The organism is Enterococcus silesiacus (assembly GCF_001886225.1).
GTDB lineage: Bacteria > Bacillota > Bacilli > Lactobacillales > Enterococcaceae > Enterococcus_L > Enterococcus_L silesiacus.
Genome location: NZ_JXLC01000025.1, coordinates 15,496 through 36,735, shown reverse-complemented (window position 1 = coordinate 36,735; position 21,240 = coordinate 15,496). Strand labels below are relative to the sequence as shown.

Sequence of the window (21,240 nt, the reverse complement as noted above, 5' to 3'; positions counted from 1 at the left end):
TGTTGATTGATTCTTTATTTAGGAGTCGGTGTATTTTGTACTGTCCAGGTAATTGATGATTCATATGTTCCTTTTTTAGCCATTCCAGCATCTACTTTTAGAAAAAAACCTATTTTCTTCTCTGCACTCCATGGTAGAGATAAATTTTTTTCTCTTTCTATATCACTGATCGTCGCATTATAAATCAATTGATCCTCATCTGTGATTTCTCGCTCAGCTTCTGAATTTTTATAAACTAATTTACCTGGAAGTTGACTTTCGTACTTTGTATATCTTGCCGTTAGCTTCCATGGCGTTTGTCTGCCTTTAACACGAAAGTCTTTAACAGAAAGAATCCCTAATGGGACACCAAAATAAGTTTCATTTTTAGTAGAAATTTTTTGCGTACCAAAATATAAGATGGGGGCATTTAATTGCAAAACTGCTAGCTTGGAGTCAGCCTTATCAATGATTGCTGAGGCTGGTTTAGATTCTTTTTTTCCTTCTTGAATTGCAGTTATTAACACAGGGATGTCTGTTGTATCTCGATCGACAACCAAACTGAAATGACCATTTTCATCTGTTACTACCGTTCCAATTTTTTGATTCTGTTCATTCATTACTGTAACATTTACACCTGATGATTCTTCAGGAACAGTTCCCACTATTGTTCCTTGAGTAGGTTCTTGATCATTGGGAATAAACTTAACTTCAATCGGTGTTGGCGTAAAATCCAGTAGCGGATCATGGCCAATCCTTTCAGGAATAGAAGTAGCACTTTGATCAGATTCTGGTTGAACAGCGATTGCCACAATTGACTCATCTGCCTTTAATTGCCCTTTTTTAATCTCCAAAGCCCATTTTCCAGATGAATCTACAACAGTTGATTGACCAATTTCGTCACCATTCAACTTTTTAACCGTGATATAGTCTCCGACTTGTCCTGTTCCTGTTATTATTTGTGAACTGTCCATCACTGGATCAATCACTGGAGTCCCAGCTGAAGTTACATCAATAAAAGTCAAATTACTGATTTTCACCTGTGCTACCCCACGGCTCTGAGAACTTGCTATATCAAATGATAGTGAAAAACGCATTCTATTTTCTGTTGCTGTAAACTTAATATTTCTATCTTGTGGGGCAGTATCCACAATTATCCAATCATTATCACCAACATTGAAAAAGTTTCCATATTGATCGTGCATATTAATCGAATATTTTGCTATCGGTTCTCCTATTCCCAATACCGTATTCGCAGTCAAAGCCACCTCATATTGATGTCCAGGAATCAAATTATTTACATTGGTATACAAATTAAATCCCGGTCGAGCATATTCAATTCGATTTTCTGCTGCACTCGGTGATAGATACACGAAGAACGAGTTATTGCCTAAAGCTTTCAGTTCCACTTGATTATTTCCGAAAATAGGACTTAACACATGCTGAAACCCATTTTCTTTTTTGGGTCCTAATTTGTCACTACTACGATTGATATAATAATTATTTCCTGTATAAACAATGTAATTCCAACTAGAAAAATCCTTAAATTGTGAGTTCTCTAACAGTGAGTTTCTAGCTGGAATCAAAGATCTTTTGGAAATATCAAGACCTTTACTGTCATCTTCTGCTTGTTCTGGATAATCAAAAAATTCTAATCCATCATTGGTCTCCAAAACATCTGCCAGTGCCAAGGATTCTGAACTACCGATAAAAAAAACAGAGACTATTCCTAATACTTTTAATAAAACGACAAGAAAAAAATAATCTTTCCTCTCCTGATTAGGCTTTTGATCATAGATGATTTTGATTTTTCTCATGTTCTTTGACAACTCCTTCATGCTTATCACGCATACAAAGATAATTGATCTTACTTAACTTCTCTGAATTTTCTCTTCTCTCTTCTTGTTGAAGAAAGTAGTATGAGGTTGGTTCCTTTTACAATCAAGAACTATTTTAGTTATAAAGATTATTTTTTAATTATTATTGATTAAGTTAGTTTAATAACAACATTAATTTTACAGCTTTTTTAGAATTAAAATTTTCTTTTTCAGTTATTACAATTTGCACAAAGTGATTTTTTTGTACTAAAATGGAAGGTAGAATGAAAGATAATTAGCAAAATTTTGAAAGATTTGATGGAGGATTAACTAATGAATGTTGACTTACGAATGAGAGCGTTAGAAATTTATGATAAAGACACGCAAGCACAGGTTATTTTGTTTGCCTTATTATCTTCAAAAGATTCATGGTTCTCAATCGCAGAACTTGAAAAATCTAGCTCTTTTGAACGCAGAAAAATTAATGACTGTATTGATTCGCTAAACCAAACTATTTCAGAAGCTAATCTAAAAAATTTTTATATTGAGTATGAGAAAAAAAGAGGTTATCATTTAATTGCAAAAAATATTATTTTAGAAGATTTCATTTCATTTTTATTAAAAAAAACACTTGAATTCAAATTATTAAGTGCGATTTACTGGGAAACATTTGTGAGCGTCAGAAAGTTTTCGTTGACTCATCATGTGAGTGAATCCTCCGTTATAAGAAAACTCAATAAACTAAAGATGCTATTAAAAAAATTCGATCTTTCCTTGAGTAGAAAAAATTTCCGTTTAATTGGAAAAGAAACACAGATCAGAGTACTTTATTGCTTTATCAGTTGGAAATATCATGAGCCTAATGAATGGCCGTATTCTCATATCATATCCGAACAAGCTACTTGCTTACTCATAAAAAAAATTGAAACTTTTTTTAATATCGGTTTAAATCAAATAAAGAAGAAAAAATTAGCTTATGTTCTTGCCAATTGTTGTTTTAGAGTCAAAAAAGCTCATAAACTCAAGTTAAACAATACATTTCGTCTATATATTACAAATAATCCTGTCTTTGAAAAGTTCAAGACTCAATTACCTGAACTTTATGAGCATTTCAACTATTCTGAGGAAGAAATTGCCTTTCTCTTTATTCTATTTATGACCAAAGATACTTATTATTTAGATCCAATACTGCAAAATGATTTAGTTACTTTTCATAGTGAACGATCAACACCAGCATATCTGTGCTATCAAAAGATTGTTAGCCAATCAAAAAAAGCTCAGTCACTTTCAAATGATGAAAAAAGAATACTGACTAGTTATTTGTTGAGCATACATATAACTTATAATCTATTCTATAGTTTTAGAAGTAAAACCATCCTTTATAACTTAGCTGAAATCTATGACTCTAAAGTGCTAGCGCTAATCCAGCCTTTAATTGATAGCTTAAAACAAGCCAATCTCATTCCTCCGAACCGAGACATAACTTATTTACTTGAACAATACATTCATATCGCATCTTATCTGTTTGATTTAGCTACATTGAAAAAAACAGTTAACGTCCTGCTAGTTTCTGATTTATCAGTAGTTGAAAATCATCTCATTTCATTATCTTTAACTACATACTATTCAACTCTTTGTAATTTAAATATTCATTACTATGAACAAGAAGATACGTGCTACGACTTTATCATCACTAATAATACAGTCGTTAGTTCACGATTGGCGAATGTTAAAAAAATATTTTTCTATAAAAATATTAATAAAGAAAACTATATAAAAATCGTTGACATTATTAATTCAATTACCAAAACTAAACCAAACGATTTGGAGTAAGACGCTTAAGGTGCTAAAACTAACCGTACTGAATCAGTATAATTTTAAAATCTATTTTCTAAATTGCCTTTTTAGGCTATTCCTACTTACTTATAATGATTTTTGCATTCAAATTAAGTGATATAGAGAAAATCACACGTAGCCATTTAATGCTTATGTGACAGTATTTCAGGTGATTTTAAAACCTACTTAATTTCCTTAAAAAACTACTAAGTAACTTTTTCACATCTATAATAACAGCATGTAAAATATTTTTTTTTAGAATTGTTTTGATGTATAGTCAAATTATATTAGCTAAGGAGGAATTCAAATGAAAAAAATTATTCAAACCATTAATGGAGAGTATCTTACTTTTGAGGTCTTAGAACCAGATAAAATAATGAACTCATCAGCTGTACTTATCCATAAAAATGGTAAAGCATTATTAGTGAATACCCAATTTTCAAATGAGGATGGTCGTGAAATAGTGGCATTGCTACAAGAAAAACAACTTGATTTAAAACAAGTGATCATTTCTTATTCTGATCCAGATTTTTATTTTGGATTAGATGTTATTCAGCAGGCATTTCCCGATATAGAAATCTCTGCCACTGAAACAACCATTGAACGGATTAAAAAATCTTATTCGGATAAGCTTACAACCTGGGAAGAAACCTTAAAAGACAATACTCCAGCAAAAATTGTTTTGCCAAATACAATCCTTACAAATGAATTTTCTTTTGAAGGCGAAGTGTTTCAACTAGTAGGATCGAATAAAACCAGAGGCGCTTTTTATGAAAAAAACGAACAAATTTTATTTGGTAGTATCGACTTTTTTGATCATCTCCATATTTTTCTTGCAGATACTCCTGATAAAAAAGAGCAGCAGGAATGGTTAGCGAATTTATTAGATTTTCAAAAGATGAACCCAAAAAAAGTAATTCCTGCACATTTTTCTGGTGATTCTAAGATGGATAGCTCCGTATTAGACTTTACGAAAAACTATATCGAGTACTTTATGCAAGCGACTGATAAAAGTTCAACTGCAGCCGAACTGATCAAACAAATGACTGATAAATATCCTACTCTTCAAGGTCAAGTTAATTTAGAGTTAAGTGCTAAAGTGGTAAAAAATGAACTATCTTGGAATGCCTTTTAATGATTTCTAAGCATAAAATATAAGATTCATTTTTTGCTTGAATTTTTTTAGCGGGTTTAAACAAGACACTGGTTAGACTTGAGTAATTAAACGTAAAAAAACACACAATGCTTTTTATGCATTGTGTGTTTTTTTATGAAATTGCCTTTTCACATCGTTTATTCGGACTTTCAGTGATGTTAATAACACTTCTCTTATACATTATTTTTAGCTAGCCTTTTTACTCAGTCCCCTTTAATTTACTTGTTGTAAATTTTCGGACCTTTGCGCATATTTTTACGGTCATTTTTAGGCGTCTCCATTTGTTTCGAGCGGCCTCCGCTTTGTTTCTTTTTGATTAATTCAAGCATTTTCTTTTTTGTATCCATTTTACACCGTCCTTGTCAAAAGGATAACTGACTTTTTATAGCTTGTCAACCGTTGAATAGTACGGTTCATAGACAATTTTTCGAATTTTACTCCTTCTCTTTGGCTTAAATCCTATCCCATTTTCATGACTACTTGCTCTATTTTATCATTAAAAATAATTCTCTCTAGCTTCTATAAAACTAAGAATAACTTTCTACTTTAGCTCTATTCTTTAATAAATTTAAACGGTATAAATATGGAGACCACTCGGATTTCCCAGTTCGAAGCTGATGTATAAAAGTGAAGAATGACAAGAACTACGAGGTTCAAAAGAATATAAACTGAGAATACTTTAAAGCAACAATTCAACAGCTAGTTTCAGAAAAAGAAACAGGTAAATTTTATTGTCAACGAAAAGTTAACATCGAGCAGGCTTTCAGCTATTTGAAGGCTTATTTAGACTTCAATCGGTTCTCTATTCAAGGAAAACGACAAGTACGCAAACAAAGATGATTCTCTCAATAATCTAAAAACTGAAGACCGAAAATACTTTTCACTCATTTATTAATTTAAATGGCAAACGTTCATCCGAAAAGTAAGAATGATTCAAATAAAGTACTTGTTCCTTTTTACGGCTGAGGACAGGTTCCAATGAAAAATGAAAAAAATTATCAACAGATGTTTTATGGTACACTTGCTTTAAGCCCTTTTCTGTATATTCTAATTGTAATACTTTCGCACTATTTTTAATCGTTGTATACAAAGGGCTCTTTTTTTCTAATTTTTTGATTTCATTTTCAGAAATTTTTGACTTATCTAAAATAATTTGGACTTTTACATTTGTACTGTCATATATGTTAATCCCGTTTGCTTGCCACTTGCCTTTATAAAGAAGTGTATACCCATCCACCTCTTGATAATTTGTTAATTCTGCTGTCCAAGAGGTACTTTTGCTAGTCAAAACCATATTAAGCTCTGGATTTTCCCACGTTCCCTTGACTTTAGTTGAGAATGGATAGGTTAGATAAATTCCTACACCTATACTTACTAAAAGCAATCCTAATAAGGTGAACAATATGTAAAATATAGGAGATCTAACCAATACCTCACTCTGAGCATTCTCTAACTCATCATCTACTTCTTGATCAATTTCCGTTTGGTCTTCGTTTGCCTGAATTGGTTTTTCGTTTTGGTTTAGAGGCTCCATTATTTGTTCCCTTTCTTCGTTTATTTTTACTTTGAGATTCTGCTTTTCTTTTCTTCTTACGTTTCTTTTTTTTCTTCTTTGAATAAATAACTAATAATGTAATAATAAGTACCAATAAGAAAGCTGCAGCTATAGCACCATAGATAATATATTTCAAGTAATCTTGTTCTAAATCAATGGCTTTGTCATTCAGCTCTTTCGCTTCTTTTGCACTAATGGTAAATTCTTGCTTGAAATCCCATTTTTGACCTGATTCTTCTGATTTTGCAGTCATCATTAAGTCATATGTACCTGCTTCAAACGGTTTATTCTCCCAACTAATTGGAAAGTTGAAGTTTGTATTAGGGGCGATTCTATAATCATTGGCTTTGCGTTCAAACAATACTTGGCTTTGTCCTTTTTTCATGATCTTAGCTTCGTAACTGACTTTGTCAATAATGGTCGGTGTTGGATTTTGCAATAAGACTTTCACTGCATTTCTACCCACAACCTGTGAAGCAGAGATCGTTTTTAATTGAAGATTAGAGTCAGGTATTTGATTATTCTCTCTTAAGCGCATGGCTACAGTATAAGCATATTTATTTGAAATACTAAACCCGCTACTATCTTTTTCTTCTGACTCTTTGGTTCCTTCTTTTTCCTTTTGTGTATCTGTTACACGAATGCCGCCAAAAATAATTCCTTCAAACGGCTCATCTGGAATAGCTAACTTTACTATAACATCTGCAGCACTTTTTGCAGGAATGCTAATATTTTCATCTGTTGATGCAATATCAGATAAAGGTAATTTCAAACTATCATCTTTTTTTGACGCATCAATCGAGTATACAAAAGTTCCACCATCACCAGTGTATGCCGGGTTGATCTCTATTTTTGCTGTTGTCTCCTTGTCACCAGCATTGTAAACTTTTAAAACTAGTTCTTGTATTTGACCAGGTGTTACTTTTAAATCATAGTATCCTGCATCTTTTGTAATTTGATTTTCTGGCAATTCTGCTTCAACAGATAATTGCATCTCTTCGCCCAGTGCCTTTACTGGTAGCAAAAGTAGAAAACCTATCATTAAATATAACATTGGCACTAGTTTCCAGTGCTTTTTTGTTTGTAATACATCCATTTGTTTATTTCCTTTCAAATAAAATCATGAAGAAGTTAGGACAAAACGGTCAGCTTTGAGAACAAAATTCTTCAATACTTAGTATCCTTGATATTTAAAGAGTAGAGATGTAATAAGTTACTCTCCTCAATCTACAATACATCACAGCAACTCTTAGAGCTTTCACTCTTAAGTGTTGCTGTGATGATTATCTTTTTTTATATCACCATTTTTTCGCTTTTTACAGATCAAGAAAAACTAATTTTTATGGTTCTACTGTCAATGTCCAAGTCAATTTAGTTGCATAATTTAATGTTTGTGCTTTGTCGATTGCAGGAACATTCAATTTAACATCTGAATATTTTGAGCCTACAGCAGGTGCTCCAGCTGCGGCTGAACCATAGTCAGCTTCATTATAGTTTTCTTTTAGTACCACAGAAGAAATTGTTCCGTTTGTTGAGTCGGTAACTGTAGCTGCAGCTTTAGATTTCATCACTTCTAGTGGACCATCACTATCGGCAACATTTACAGGAACTTTTGCATAAGAACTTGCTGGAATATTAATACCTGTAATCATATTTGCAACATTTGCATCATTTAAATTATTGTGTAGTTTTTGATTGAATACTTGGATACGAGCCTTATCCAAAGTATGTGTTCCGCCTACAGCAGAATCTTTGAATACAGTATCTTGTTCCACTTTAACGTTCCATTCTGTTCCAACTTTCCCAGAGAAGTCTCCGACTTCAATAAATAATGGAATTGCATATTCTGTTGCTTGACCTTTTTCTTTGTATGTTTCATGTTTTACATCAAATTCTCCGCCTTGCGGTTTTAATGGGTTAGAACCAAAGTCAAAGTTTGGTACATGTAGTAATTGAACACCACCGATTTGTGTTTGCGGTCCTTCAATATCGATTGGATCATTGGTTCCAGGTTTGATCACATCTTCAAAATCTGTTGGTGTTGTAAACGTGGCTTTCCCGTCAGTTTTAACACTTTTTTCTTCTGCATTTGCTAAAGGGACTGCTGCCAATAGACTTGCTAATAAGACTGCACTTACCCCACTGTATTTCATTAAATTTTTCATTTATTTTCTCCTTTTTATGTCTCTATATTTTTTACGGTTCTACTGTCAATGTCCAAGTTAAGTTAGTAGTGTACACTTTTACTTGTGATTGGTCTTTAGCTGGTACATTTAATTTGATACCTTCATATTTTTCAGCATTAGGCGTTGTAGCTGCTGTGTAGTTTTCTTCTAAATAGCCAGTATCAAATACAGCATTTGTATACGAGTTTACTGTGAATCCAGCTTCATCATCTGCCAATACTTTTAATTCTGTTTCTGCATCTCCTACAACAGGAATCACAGAATGAGCTGCACTTGTTGCTGTGTCTTTTTTATCTAAGCTAACACCTGAGATTTTACCAGCTAAATCTGTTGCACTATAAGCGCTACTTGTAAAAGTATTCCCATAGATACGAATGCGTGAATTTTCTAATTTTGCTGTTTTATCTGCTGACTCAAATGGAGCATCTTGATTCACAGTTAGTTTCCATGTTGTTGCAGCATTACCTGAAACATCTGCTACTTGAACAGAATGGGGCATGTAAAATTCTTCAGCACCAGTGTTTTTTGTTCTTTTTTCCCACTCTGCTTTATATTCTGTTGTATTAAGAGACGTTTTGTTATCATTTCCGAATGAAATATTTGGTAAATGAGTTACATAAACTCCACCATACTCTGGACGTGGGTCTGGATCTGGATCAACTACAGTTGGATCTTTTGGACCTTCTTCTGGTTTTGTTGTTTCTGGTTTATCCCCTTTAACAAAGCCTGCATCTCCAGTTGTTTTTACTGGTGGTGCTGTTGTTGCTGAAGCAGATGTTGCTCCTACTGATAGTACAAATGTACTTAATAATAAACTTGCTAATACTTTTTTCTTCACCCTGGTTCCTTCTTCCCTTTTTTATTATTAAAATAGATAATTCTATTTATAATCAACCTTTAATTTTCCGTTTCACGTATACTGTAGCAATAGCACCTAGAATTATTATTCCTGATACAGCCGTATACACGAGTATATCTTCCCCAGTTTTGGGTAAAAGCCTTCCCAATGGTTTTTCAGTTGGTTTATTAGGCTTTACCGGAGTATCACCTTGAATAAAACCAACCTCTGCTTCTGTTTTTGCATCTGACTGAGCCGCCTGCGCGGTTTCCCCTAGAAACACACTAATCAATAGGAGGAAAAACAAACAATATCTTTTTACTTTCACTTTTATTTCCTCCTATTATTATGGTCCTTGGATTAATTCCCATGTAATCTCAGCTTGATATTTCCCTTGGGTTGCTCCACTGCCTTTAGGCACAATCAATTTCAGACCATCTTTTTTATCCGATTGATTTGCTAATTCCAAGTCATAACTGGTATCTGGTCTAGCTTGATCACTACTGTAAATTTCTGCACCGGTTGGGGCAGAAAGCTCTTTGTCAGCAATGCCATCGTTGTAAATTAATTGCGCATTATTTAAAGCAACACCTGTTACTTCATGAGTAAACGGTTTTGTTAAGCTTCCAGCAACTTTGAATTGCCCTCGTTTATACCCTTGACTTGGCACTGTTTTTCCTCGCTTATCTGCTACATTGATCATAAATGAACCAGCAGAATCATAGTCCAGTATCTGGTCGCGAGAAGTAATGACGCCTGATTTAAATTTCATTTCTTTTGTCGCATCGATCGATACCTTTCCTTTAAATACATAGGTGAATTCTGAGCCACCAGCTTCTACTTCTACTGATTTTTCATCATTAGCTAAAGGCAGCAACTCATATAAATCATCCAAAATGGATTTGACAACTGTACTTACCTTTACCTCACTTGTCAAATCAACAATGTCACCTGGCTTTTTCGACAGTAGAACGCTTTCCTTGATTGGTGTTCCTTCTTCGTCTTTGAAATAAACAGTTAACAAGGTTTCACTTTCACGATAAAATAGCTTGATTGTCTGATTTGTTTTTGTATAGCTACCTTTTAGCGGTGCACCTTCTGAACGAACATAGTCATAACCTGAAATTTGCTCATCATTGACTGGATCGATTTCATAGGCATCACCTACAACGCCAGGTATTAGTTTTTCCTTTTGAATCTGAGTATTTGTTGTTTCATTCCAATACTCAATAACAAGCTGTGTTTCGTTTGGTTCTACATACACTTTATACACATTTTTTGCTGCATCAAACGTTACTTTTTGCGAAGCTGCTGTCAGGTTATTAGGATCAGAAAAATCTAATTTATTATATTCCATGTCTCCTATTGCAGCTTTAGTGATATCCAGAACTTCAGCTTTGCTTATTGTCTGACCATATTTTATTGATGATAATTTATTGTGTTTTAGTGTATAAGTGGTTGCTCCGCCGTATTCGTTAAAATTTTCACCAACAATCGTATTTTTCAGCTCGTAATTTGCTTTATCTGCTTTATCTCCAGTTCCTTTATAGCTGTGAATCTCTATAGCCGCTTCAGAATATGGATAGAACAATGTAGGATTTCCATTAAACGGTCGATTATAATCTTTATATTCTCCCGCATTAAAGTTTAAAGTACTTGCTCCTAATAATTTCCCATTACTGCCCATTGGTTCTACCACTGAGTCATCAAACTTCACAGAGTAGCTTCCATTATCAGGTTCAATAGCATGTTTTATTGACAGATTTTTATTTGTTGTCGCTTGAAAGGCTGCGCCATTTACTGAAACAATTGATCCAGTGTTGTAATTGAATTTTTCCTGGATTATCTGTGCTTTATAGGCTCTTGATGGGAAAGATGGCAACGAATCACCAAACATTTTCAAAAAGTCATCAGAAGCTGTCCGAGCGTTACTTGCGTTAATTGGCATCCAATTCCAGTTATTCCTTGCCGGCACAGCTAATTTTGTCACATTATTTTGAAGGGTATTATAGGTAGCCCCCGACCAAATCATTGTATTTCCAGTATGGTCGTACCTAACAGCTAAGTAAATCGGTCTTGTAGTGGGATCTGACTCATCTGCAGCTGCCATTCTATTATATGAAGTAAGAGTATCTGTGTATGCTTTGGGCGGGTCAGATACATTCATATTACTTACTAATTGGAAGTCACTCATATAGACAATCACAGGTGTTGCTTTTGGGTCTCTGCCACTTTTAGGATTATCTGCTACATATGGCTGTTTCATTTTATTCACTGCATCTGTCAAGTTTCCAGTAATATTGTCCTCTGAATAATTTGGTTTACTTGATGATAGAGGAAATGCGGCATCTATTTTATTTTGCCAAGCTGGTGCTGGATCTGTACTATCATTGAAGAAACCTGTATTTGCAGCAGGATACAGCAGCGGTGTGGAGTTTCGACTAGCAGCACCATAACCTAATAACCAAATTCGACTTCCACTATAGTGCTCAATAACATGTTGAGAAAGTCTATGAACTAACTTAGCTTGGTGTATAAGAGGTCGATCACCTAATCCAGCTATCGTTCCTCCATCCCACAAAGAACCCGACCAATCCAAAACAAACATAATATCATATTTTTTAGTCTTATCAGGTGGTAAGCTTAAAACAGTAGGTAAATCATATTCTAAATCGTAATTACCATTATCATCAGGATAGTTATTAAGAGCCTTGATGGTTGGATCATACTGATCTGTTACCGTCTTTACCTCCAGTTTCCGCACAGTTTCTATTAAAAGCATACGTGCTAAATCCGAACTTGCGCCAGCCTCTGACTTCAAGCTAGATTGATAGGCTTTATCCACTGCCATCAAAGAACCTTCTGTCCATTTTGCATTATCTTTGTATGGCCGAACCGTATCTGCTCTTTTTTGACTAGTTAAAAAATCTTTTGTTTCAGATTGTGCCGTAAGTAAATCAGTAGCTGCCCAAGTTTCATACCCAGTATCGCTAATAGAAGATCTTGTTGCAGATCCTTCGTTAGCCTTAATTGGCGTTGTACTATTGAACGCTATTATAGCAACTAACAACAGACCTAGAAGAAAAAATATACGACTTTTCCACTTTTTATTTTTCATTTTTTCCTCCTTTCCTAGTTTTCTATACACTTCAACGAAGAAGGTATTATTTATTTCAATTTTTCTTTATCGTTACATCACACAAACAAGAACTTAGCCATTCCTGCCGACACTAAAGAAACTTGCAGGTATTGTAATTATATTGAAAAAAGAAATACTATTTTTAATTTGATGACCAGTTCCTCAGAAATGACTTTCCATCAAAATTCGATTCTTCCTCATAATATTTAGAATTTCGAATTCTGGTGCTTAGTCTATGACTTAGATATTATTTTCAACCCTTCAAAGCTTGGTCATCTAACATATAACCTTTAGATCGAATCGTTTTTATAAATTCGATTCCATTATCATTTTTCTTGATTTTTCCTCTTATATGAAAGATCACATTTGCGACTCGATACTTTTGAACAGCTTGACTTTGCTGTTTCCAGGCCTTATCTCCAATTTCTTGATAGCTTAAAGCTTTCCCAGCATTGGAATACAATATATCCAATACTATATACTCTAGCTTAGTCATATTAACTTCTTCTTTCCCATTTACTAAAACACTGAAGTTCTCTGGAATCATTTCTAACATACTTGATTTTTTTGCTTTACAGCTTTTTTGAGTTGCTTCAATTTCATGTAGTATTTTTTTTCTATATAATTCAAATCTATTTAATGCATTGTTGACCAGAAGTAGGAATGTTGACACCTCGATTTCATCACTACACACACCATCAGCTCCCAATTGAAGATATAGTGCTTTATTGTTCTCTGATGGTGCTGACATCCAAACGTAAGTTAGTATTTCAGAGTTATTATAAATATCTAAAATAAAACGGCAGGTTTGGCCAATATTTTGCTCTTCCATAATAATCACTGCATCTACATTACTAAGTTCTTCAAGATAACTATCCATGCTTAAAGTTATCACTGAATATTCAGAATGTTTCAGTATTTTTGAATGCAGCTCACTACTTATTTCCATATTGGAAATAATGCCAAGTTTAAACATATTTTTACCTCCGCTAATATTAGTTTCCTTATCCTTTTTATTAAAAAATATATTGTTGTATAATTGTATTTATAATAAATTGCTATTTCTCAATCAGTCGCAATTATAGTAAATTCATTTTTCAACATTTCTTATTTTTATATAAAACAAGAATTAGCTCCATTTGAACTTGACTCATAAGGATTTTAGTTATCCCTGACGGCGGAGTTGACGGCGGAGATATTTAAAAAAATAAGGTCTTCTTAAAAAGAGTGATACCTACTTATAAAAATAGATAAGAAATAAAATTTATATAACGATCGTTATATAAAAAGAAAAAAGAGAATATTACCCTTTTTAAATGAGAAAAAAATGAGTGAATTATATAAATGCTAATTGATCAATTGCCGCTCTCTGCTCTTCAAAGAATGAGTTGGTGTATATATCAAGAGTCAGCTTAATTGATGAATGTCCTAATAATGAACTGATTGCCGCTATATTAACCCCCATCTCTACACAACGAGTGGCGAAAGTATGGCGTAATGCGTGAAAAGGCACGTTTAATAAGTCCAATTTCTGCTTGATTCGTTCAAATCGATAACTAACTGTTCTTGGTTCTACAGAGCCCTCACCACCTGTTATTACATAAGAAGAATTCGTCTCATTTCGGCATTTAACCAGCACTCCTTTTAATTTTTTTGAAAGAGGTATAATTCGTACTGCATTTGTTGTTTTTGGACTAGTTTCTACAAGCTTAGTTCGTTGTCCTAAGATACCTGGCATTGCAATTCGTTGCTTTGTACGGTTAACTTTTAATACAGACGAATCAAAGTCAATATCCTCCCATTTAAGAGCACAAATTTCCCCAATTCGCATTCCTGTTTCTAAAGCAATTAAAACTGGTAGCCCTTTAATCGATTTCAAACTTTCTTTCTCTACTGCTTTATGTTGAGTGCGTGATAGAGCCTGAACTTTCTGTTTTTTTATTTTTGGCAATACTGTTTGTTCACAAGGATTTAAGTAAAGGTAACCTCGTTCTTTTGCAGCTTCAAAACAGCTTTTTACTATCCGAAAAATGATGTGGACTGAACTCTCAGCTAAAGATTCCGATAAACGTTTCACTAACTGATCCATATCTAAAGCTGTGATTTTCTTTAACGGGCGTTTTGCCAGTTGAGGTAAAATATGTATTTGAATTTTATTGCTATAACTAGCATATGTGCTTTCTTTTACCTTAGGAAAAACAATTTCGTTTAACCAAAGGTTGGCCCAATCTCCAAATGATCCATAAAATTCTTTCGTCACTCCCATGTAAAATCCTTTTGACTGCACTTTTTTATCAATCATTTGTTCTTTCACTGCACGATATGTTCGAGCATAGATATACCCATAACGGATGGAACCATCAGCTTTTCTTGCTTTGGGATATCGCCCTTCCCAACGTCCATCTTTTCGTTTGTAGATATTTTCACCTTTAGCCAAAGTAATCAAATCCTTTCTATATTTTGACGGCGGAATTGACGGCGGAAAAAAATAACCGATATCATTTGTATTTTCTGCCTGTTTACCTAACATACAAATAAAACATCATGTTTTTCTCATTTTTTTTTATATATTCACAAAAAATTGAGAGAGGAAACTAATGATTTTCTATTGATTTTGTTATAAAAAACCAATACAATGAACTCTGTTAGTAGATATTATTAAAATTAAAAAGTAAACATTTCTTATTTTATATAAAAATAAGAAATGTTTACTTTTTTAATACACTATATTTATTTATACATCATTTTTACACGTAGTTCTTATCAATATCTCCCTTGTTTGAGGGATAGATTGGATACCATATTTACTACTTTATAAAATAGAATTATCAATCTTCTTTATAATTTCTTCTTCAATTGCTGTACATATTCTACGTATCAAATGCCTATCAGAGAATGTCTGAACATAAACTCTTACTGGGTGATCAATTTCACCTGAATATAGTTTATCTGTAATATAAATATCTACAGTGCTATCATAAACATCAACTATTTCAACATTCTCTAAAAAATTTTTTTGACTATCCCTTTTAAAATATCGGCAATATAAACTTTTGAGTTATGAATATAGACCTTAACTCTCTGTGGTTGTCTTTTCTCTGTCTGTAATAAAATACTATAAATCATTAAGCATAGCTGGTTAATTACTGCATCTTCCTCATTTCCTTCAACTATTTTCTTTATAAAAGGATTTTCAGGATAGTTTTTCTTTGTCTCATAGAAAAAAAAGGTAACTTTCTCATTGATTTCATTTTCAAAGTTACTTTTTGAAAAATAGGTTTCTTCATCATATACATATAAAAACTTCCTCATATCAATAAAATTAAAATGAACGAACAGCAAAAAAGGAAACATTTTTTGTTGAACAAGGGAACGTAACTCTTCATTTCCCTCAAAAAATGATCCAGAATTAACTTTGTAAGAAAAACGTTACTTTTATCAAGCTTCTCTATTTGGTCTGTGTCCACTAAAAGATTCTCTTCTTGATATATATCTGGCACTATTAATTTAACACGTATACTAAAGAAAAAAATAAATTGTATTTCTTCTATTTTTTTTTCAATGTAAGGAAAGTTTTTCTCTACATAATTGGCTATATCTTTATAAAAATGTTCATAGTTACTATTTTCTTCAAATGCAATAGTCGTTGAAGTATCTATTGAATATCCTTGTATATTCCTAACTTTACTAATATACAATAATAATCTCATAAGACTTTTCTTAGCCGGATCAAGATTATCTAAAAATCCTGAGGTCATTGATTCTTCTAGCGATACATAAGCATTCTCAGAAAAAAGCCATTCTGAAGTTGCGTATGAAAAAAACATAAAAAAAAAATTACGAATCATGTGTTCTTTCCCTGCAATACAATTGTTCGTCGTTAATTCAAATTCAAATATCCGTAACATTTTTTTCAGTTTTGATTTATTTCTAGAAAAAGTCGCTTGGCTTATAAAATATTTAGTACATATCTTTTCTCGATTGAGCTCTCCTTCTAAAAATAGTTCTTTAATCATTATAAATAAGGGTGCTCTTTCAAGATAAAAAAAAGCGGCATTTGTTAATGAAGTATCTTTCAACTGAATACTGTGTAGTGTTCCTGCTTTAGTATAATTAATTTCTAGCCTGTTCTCATTAAGATAAGGATTTTCCTGATACGAAAGTACTATCGATCGAATTGTTATGGCATCACCTCAACTAATTCTGAAAAGGTTACTGCGCCAGACGCGCGAATTAAGTAATCTAAAATTTCAATTTTTCTATTGTCACTTTGTTCAATAAACATTTTCATAAATTCCATACACCCTTTGCTACTAGATTAGCTATTCATTTTATGCATCCAAAAACAATTTTACGAACAATCGGTGCTTTAGTAAAATAAGATCAATTACACAATGTAAGAGGCATTCATTGAAACATCTATTATTATTTTTTTCTAAAAAACATGATAAATCTATACTATTTTTACATCGATGTGAAAATAAAAAAGCCTTAAAAAACAAAGGCTTTTTTAGTCAATTTTTATTCATTGTGTCTACGATCACATCTTAATAATAGGTGTAATGTAGGCGTTTATTTTCGTTCTAACAATGATACCGACTCGATATGAGTCGTTTGTGGGAAATTATCCACTGGTTGGACTTCTTTGACTTCAAAGCCACCTTCAACGAGTAAGGCAAGATCACGTGCTAATGTCGCTGGATTACAGCTCACATAAACAATTCGTTTAGGTTTTGTTTCAATCAGCGTTTTCACTAGACTTGCTTCTAACCCTTTACGTGGCGGATCAACGATCACAACATCTGGTTTGATATCATTTTCAATCATTCTTGGTAATGCTTCTTCAGCTAAACCTGCTGTAAAGGTTGCGTTGGTAATATCATTTAGTTTGGCATTGCTTTCAGCATTTTTTGCTGCTTCTTCAATGACTTCCACACCATAGACATGTTTCGCATCTTTCGCTAAAGTTAAACCGATCGTACCGATCCCACAATAAGCGTCTACAACGATTTCTTCACCAGTCAATGCTGCGTATTCTTTGACTTTATTATACATTACTTCAGTTTGTTGAGGATTTACTTGGTAGAATGAACGAGATGAGATTTCAAATTTCAAACCAAAAATCGTATCGATCATTTTATCTTCGCCATGTAAAAGAATCGTTTCATCCCCAAAAATCACGTTTGTCTTTTTAGCATTGACATTTTGCACGATGCTGACAACTTCAGGCAACGCTTCTAGAATGTCTGGAATGATTTTACTTGTTGGGAATAATTTTGGTGTTCTAGTAATTAGAACGATCATCATCTCACCAGTATGGTAGCCACGGCGAACGACGATATGGCGTAAGTTACCAGTGTTATCAGATTCGTTGTAAGGCTTGATGCTGTAACGTCTCATGATATCACGGATTTTGATGACTGCTTCATCGATTTTAGGATCTTGGATATAGAAATGTTCTAATGGAATTAGATCATGGCTATTTTTTCTGAAGAAACCAGTTTGTAGTTTGTCATCGATTTTTCTTACTGGAATTTGCGCTTTATTACGGTACCCCCAAGGATTGTTCATGCCTAATGTGCCCAACACTGGAACATCCGGTAATTTCGCTACACGTTGCATTACATTTTTCACTTGATCTGTTTTAAACGTCAATTGAGCCCCATAAGCTAAATGCTGTAACGGACTGATCCCAACTTTAGTAAAGTTTGCGTCTTTAACTGGGACACGGTCTTCGCTTGATTTTAAGATCGTCAAGACTTTGCCGTAGCCAAAGCTTTTGCCGACTTTCAAGACTTTGATTTCGATTTTTTCACCTGGCAAAGCATTTTCTATAAAAAGTGGGTAGCCGTCAACTTTGGCAACACCCATTCCTTCATGTGTCAGATCAATAATATCAACTTCGATTGTTTCATTTTTGTTCACTGGAAAATTATTCATAAGTCGCTCCTTCTTTAATGCGCTTCTCTCATTCTAATGAAAAAATGCTAGAAAAGCAATAGAGAGATTGTTTCTATAGCTAAAAGAAGCAAAAATTAATTTTTTTGTTTTAATTGATTTCTGCTAGTTTATTTTCAATCAGCTTAATCACTTTTTTTTTTGCTTCTTCACTTTCGATAAAATCATACTTATCTCCATCAATTTGGATTTTAGGACTCTCATTGTATGCTTCAAACCATTGTTCATAGCGACTATTCAATTCTTTATAATAATCATACAAAGCTGGGTCTTGTTCTACTTGCTCATACGGACGTCCTCGTCTTTGAATCCGTTCCAACATCTTAGGAAAAGATATTTTAATATGCACTAATAGATCTGGCCGCTTTTTTTGAGCTGCATACGGCAACTCTTGCAACATATTTTCTAATAAAGAATCATAGACTTTTACTTCTGTTTCATTTGCTCTACCGAGATCCGCATTTAAGTGAAACAATAAAGAATCCTCATAGATCGAACGATCTAATACATTGTTCTCATGAGAGAGTGCTTGTTTGATACTGTCAAATCGCTTATTTAAAAAATAAATTTGCAGTAAAAATGCGTATTTTTTAGGATCTGCATAAAATAAAGGCAATACTTCATTATCATCAACGGATTCATAAAACGCATCTGATCCTAAATGTTCTGAAATAATTTCTGTTAAACTAGATTTCCCTGCACCAATTGTACCTGCTAAAACGATCACTGCCATCGAACTCCCTACCTATTATTGTTTATTTTTTTAATTTTAACCAATGAATCATGCCATAAATAGAATTGATTGTATACATGCTATACATGACAAACAGAGCATAATCGCCACCAGCATGGGTCCCTGCTCTAAACCATAAGACTAGAGAGAAAATATTCCCTAATAGCCAAAAAACGAATTGTGACTGATATCTTTTGATCATCAATAGCATCGCAGTTGCCGACACACTAAATGTCACAGCATCAAGAGTCTGCTGAGCATCATTGACAAAGCCTAAAAGATAGTAGGCCGCCATACCAATGGACAGCCATACAAGTCCAGCATACAGCCATTGAATGCCTTTCAACGTTTTGACATCTGTCACATTACCAGATCCATCTTCGCTAACTTTTAACCAAGTATATAAACCTGTAATATCCATTATGATATAAAAGCTTTGAAGTAAAACTTCAGCATAAACACGGCTTTTGAATCCAAAATATCCTATGATCAGCGCACTTATAAAACCAAATATATAATTGCTCACTCTACCTTGAGCAATCAGATTGACACAGATAATACCAGATAAACCGCCCACTAGAGTAATCCAACTAGATGGATTAAATAAGAACCCAACTAATTGCACACCAATCATTGTAAATAAAAAAAGATAGTTTTTTCGTTCCCAACCTTTAAAATCATTAAGAATGAAATTTGAACTCATTTCAAACAAACCTCTCACTTGTCCTGTTTATCATTTTCTGCAGAGATGACGACTTATTTAATTTACCTCGGTTTTATTCACAAGTCAATGAGAATCCTTCTCAACTATTGATTATGAGACATTTTTTATACAACATATTGTGTTTTTTAATTTCAAACATCTATATATTGTATATAGTTTGGTTTTTCATGCTTTAGTTATAACTAGAGGAACCAAAAAAGTATCTAAGACAAATCTGCCTTAGATACTGATTTTTATGTTGAACACTTAACCAATTTTTCCATTATTGTCAATGTCTTCTTCAGTCAAACGTTCAACTTCTTTTACAAATTCTTTGCTTGTTTCAAGATACTCATCTTCTTCATCAGATTCGTCATTGTAATCGTCTAACACTGAACCCATGATCGCATTCGACGGTATCGCATCTGCATTGGCAAACATTTCAATATGCTGATGTAAATTCGTAAATTCCATCGGTGCATCGCCGCCATATTCTCCATCTAAATTGATCATCATACGACTGTTTGGCTCAAGTGTTTCAGCATGTAAATGACTAGTTTTTGTATAAATCAAACGGTTATCTTCAATATGTTTGCCACCATTTAACATCAGTGCTGCTAAATGTAAAATCTCAAACACGTTAGCTGTTTTTACGATGATCAGAGAAAATTTTCCGTCATCGAGTTTTGCATCAGGTGCAATCTTTTCGAAACCGCCAACTGAGTTAGTCAATCCTAAGAAAAACATCGAAGCATTGCCTTCATAAACACCGTCATCGTATTCCATCCGCATTTTGATTGGTTTGACACGCGGTAACATTTCGGCTCCTTTGGCTAAATAAGCTAAGTAACCAAAAATACTTTTAAGTTCTGAAGGAACTTCATAGGTCAATTCAGTTAAATGACCACCAGCGGCAATATTGATAAAATAGCTATCTTGCGCTTTACCGATATCCATTTTGACGGTTTGATTTTTTTTGATAACTTCTGCGGCTTTAAGAATATTATCTCTAGGAATTTTTAATGCCCTTGCATAATCATTGGTTGTTCCAGCAGGAATGATCGCCATAGACGGTCTTTTTTCTAAAGGAGCAATGCCATTGACGACTTCATTGATCGTTCCGTCGCCACCAGCTGCTACAATTAGGTCGAACCCTAATTCTGCAACTCGGCGTGCTTCATTTTTAGCGGAATTTTCTTCTGGAGTTGTCGCAAAAGCACTGGTTTCATAGCCGCATTCTTCCACCACAGAAAGAATATCAGCTAGGTTTTTCTTGACTAACTCTTTACCTGAAGTTGGATTATAAATCACTCTTGCTTTTTTCATAATCTTTCGCTGCT

At 33.5% G+C, this 21,240-nt stretch carries 18 protein-coding genes; 2 read left to right on the top strand and 16 right to left on the bottom strand.

What is annotated here, in order from left to right:
• Positions 1-14: 14 nt before the first annotated feature.
• Complete coding sequence (locus RV15_RS14690; RefSeq protein WP_071878766.1) at positions 15-1,796, bottom strand: Ig-like domain-containing protein; 1,782 nt, start codon at positions 1,794-1,796, stop codon at positions 15-17.
• 333 nt (positions 1,797-2,129) lie between these two features.
• Between RV15_RS14690 and RV15_RS14685 the strand changes: the two genes are divergently transcribed.
• Together RV15_RS14685 and RV15_RS14680 are read left to right on the top strand one after the other, a co-directional pair.
• A complete protein-coding gene (locus RV15_RS14685; protein ID WP_071878765.1) occupies positions 2,130-3,629 on the top strand; it encodes an AcpB/EbpR/MafR family transcriptional regulator in 1,500 nt (499 codons plus the stop codon).
• A 310-nt stretch (positions 3,630-3,939) separates the two neighbouring features.
• Complete coding sequence (locus RV15_RS14680) at positions 3,940-4,767, top strand: MBL fold metallo-hydrolase (protein ID WP_071878764.1); 828 nt, start codon at positions 3,940-3,942, stop codon at positions 4,765-4,767.
• Positions 4,768-5,006: 239 nt separating this feature from the next.
• Here RV15_RS14680 and RV15_RS19080 read toward each other — a convergent pair whose 3' ends face one another.
• From RV15_RS19080 to RV15_RS14605, 15 genes are all read right to left on the bottom strand, one after another.
• Positions 5,007-5,135, bottom strand: coding sequence for a hypothetical protein (locus tag RV15_RS19080; protein WP_010765698.1), 129 nt, complete (start codon positions 5,133-5,135; stop codon positions 5,007-5,009).
• 533 nt (positions 5,136-5,668) lie between these two features.
• The gene (locus RV15_RS14670; protein ID WP_245791391.1) at positions 5,669-6,322 is read right to left on the bottom strand and encodes a hypothetical protein; all 654 of its coding nucleotides are present in this window, start codon (positions 6,320-6,322) and stop codon (positions 5,669-5,671) included.
• The gene (locus RV15_RS14665; RefSeq protein WP_071878763.1) at positions 6,261-7,439 is read right to left on the bottom strand and encodes a WxLIP family cell surface protein; all 1,179 of its coding nucleotides are present in this window, start codon (positions 7,437-7,439) and stop codon (positions 6,261-6,263) included. The genes RV15_RS14670 and RV15_RS14665 overlap by 62 nt, the downstream gene beginning before the upstream one ends.
• Before the next feature lie 244 nt (positions 7,440-7,683).
• Positions 7,684-8,508: a WxL domain-containing protein gene (locus tag RV15_RS14660; protein ID WP_071878762.1), complete on the bottom strand. Its 825-nt coding sequence runs from the start codon at positions 8,506-8,508 to the stop codon at positions 7,684-7,686.
• Positions 8,509-8,539: 31 nt separating this feature from the next.
• Entirely contained in the window at positions 8,540-9,367 is an 828-nt protein-coding gene (locus RV15_RS14655; RefSeq protein WP_071878761.1) for a WxL domain-containing protein, read from the bottom strand.
• A gap of 52 nt (positions 9,368-9,419) precedes the next feature.
• On the bottom strand, positions 9,420-9,695 hold the full coding sequence (locus tag RV15_RS14650) for an LPXTG cell wall anchor domain-containing protein (RefSeq protein ID WP_245791390.1): 276 nt from the start codon (positions 9,693-9,695) through the stop codon (positions 9,420-9,422).
• An 18-nt stretch (positions 9,696-9,713) separates the two neighbouring features.
• Positions 9,714-12,485, bottom strand: coding sequence for a MucBP domain-containing protein (locus RV15_RS14645; RefSeq protein WP_071878759.1), 2,772 nt, complete (start codon positions 12,483-12,485; stop codon positions 9,714-9,716).
• Between the two features lie 274 nt (positions 12,486-12,759).
• Positions 12,760-13,482 carry a winged helix-turn-helix domain-containing protein gene (locus RV15_RS14640; protein WP_071878758.1) on the bottom strand — a complete coding sequence of 241 codons (723 nt, stop codon included), beginning with the start codon at positions 13,480-13,482 and terminating at the stop codon, positions 12,760-12,762.
• Positions 13,483-13,842: 360 nt separating this feature from the next.
• Positions 13,843-15,036 (bottom strand): tyrosine-type recombinase/integrase, encoded by a 1,194-nt coding sequence (locus RV15_RS14635; RefSeq protein WP_245791389.1) that lies wholly within the window; start codon positions 15,034-15,036, stop codon positions 13,843-13,845.
• Positions 15,037-15,509: 473 nt separating this feature from the next.
• Positions 15,510-15,860, bottom strand: a complete 351-nt coding sequence (locus RV15_RS14630) for a hypothetical protein (protein WP_071878757.1) — start codon at positions 15,858-15,860, stop codon at positions 15,510-15,512.
• Positions 15,815-16,585 carry a helix-turn-helix domain-containing protein gene (locus RV15_RS14625; protein WP_071878756.1) on the bottom strand — a complete coding sequence of 257 codons (771 nt, stop codon included), beginning with the start codon at positions 16,583-16,585 and terminating at the stop codon, positions 15,815-15,817. Before RV15_RS14625 ends, RV15_RS14630 begins: the two co-directional genes overlap by 46 nt.
• A gap of 493 nt (positions 16,586-17,078) precedes the next feature.
• On the bottom strand, positions 17,079-18,446 hold the full coding sequence (gene rlmD / locus RV15_RS14620; RefSeq protein ID WP_071878755.1) for a 23S rRNA (uracil(1939)-C(5))-methyltransferase RlmD: 1,368 nt from the start codon (positions 18,444-18,446) through the stop codon (positions 17,079-17,081).
• Between the two features lie 109 nt (positions 18,447-18,555).
• A complete protein-coding gene (locus RV15_RS14615) occupies positions 18,556-19,197 on the bottom strand; it encodes a deoxynucleoside kinase (protein ID WP_071878754.1) in 642 nt (213 codons plus the stop codon).
• Between the two features lie 22 nt (positions 19,198-19,219).
• Positions 19,220-19,900, bottom strand: coding sequence for a nicotinamide riboside transporter PnuC (pnuC, locus tag RV15_RS14610; RefSeq protein WP_071878753.1), 681 nt, complete (start codon positions 19,898-19,900; stop codon positions 19,220-19,222).
• A gap of 267 nt (positions 19,901-20,167) precedes the next feature.
• The gene (locus RV15_RS14605) at positions 20,168-21,226 is read right to left on the bottom strand and encodes a diacylglycerol kinase (RefSeq protein ID WP_071878752.1); all 1,059 of its coding nucleotides are present in this window, start codon (positions 21,224-21,226) and stop codon (positions 20,168-20,170) included.
• Positions 21,227-21,240 lie beyond the last annotated feature (14 nt).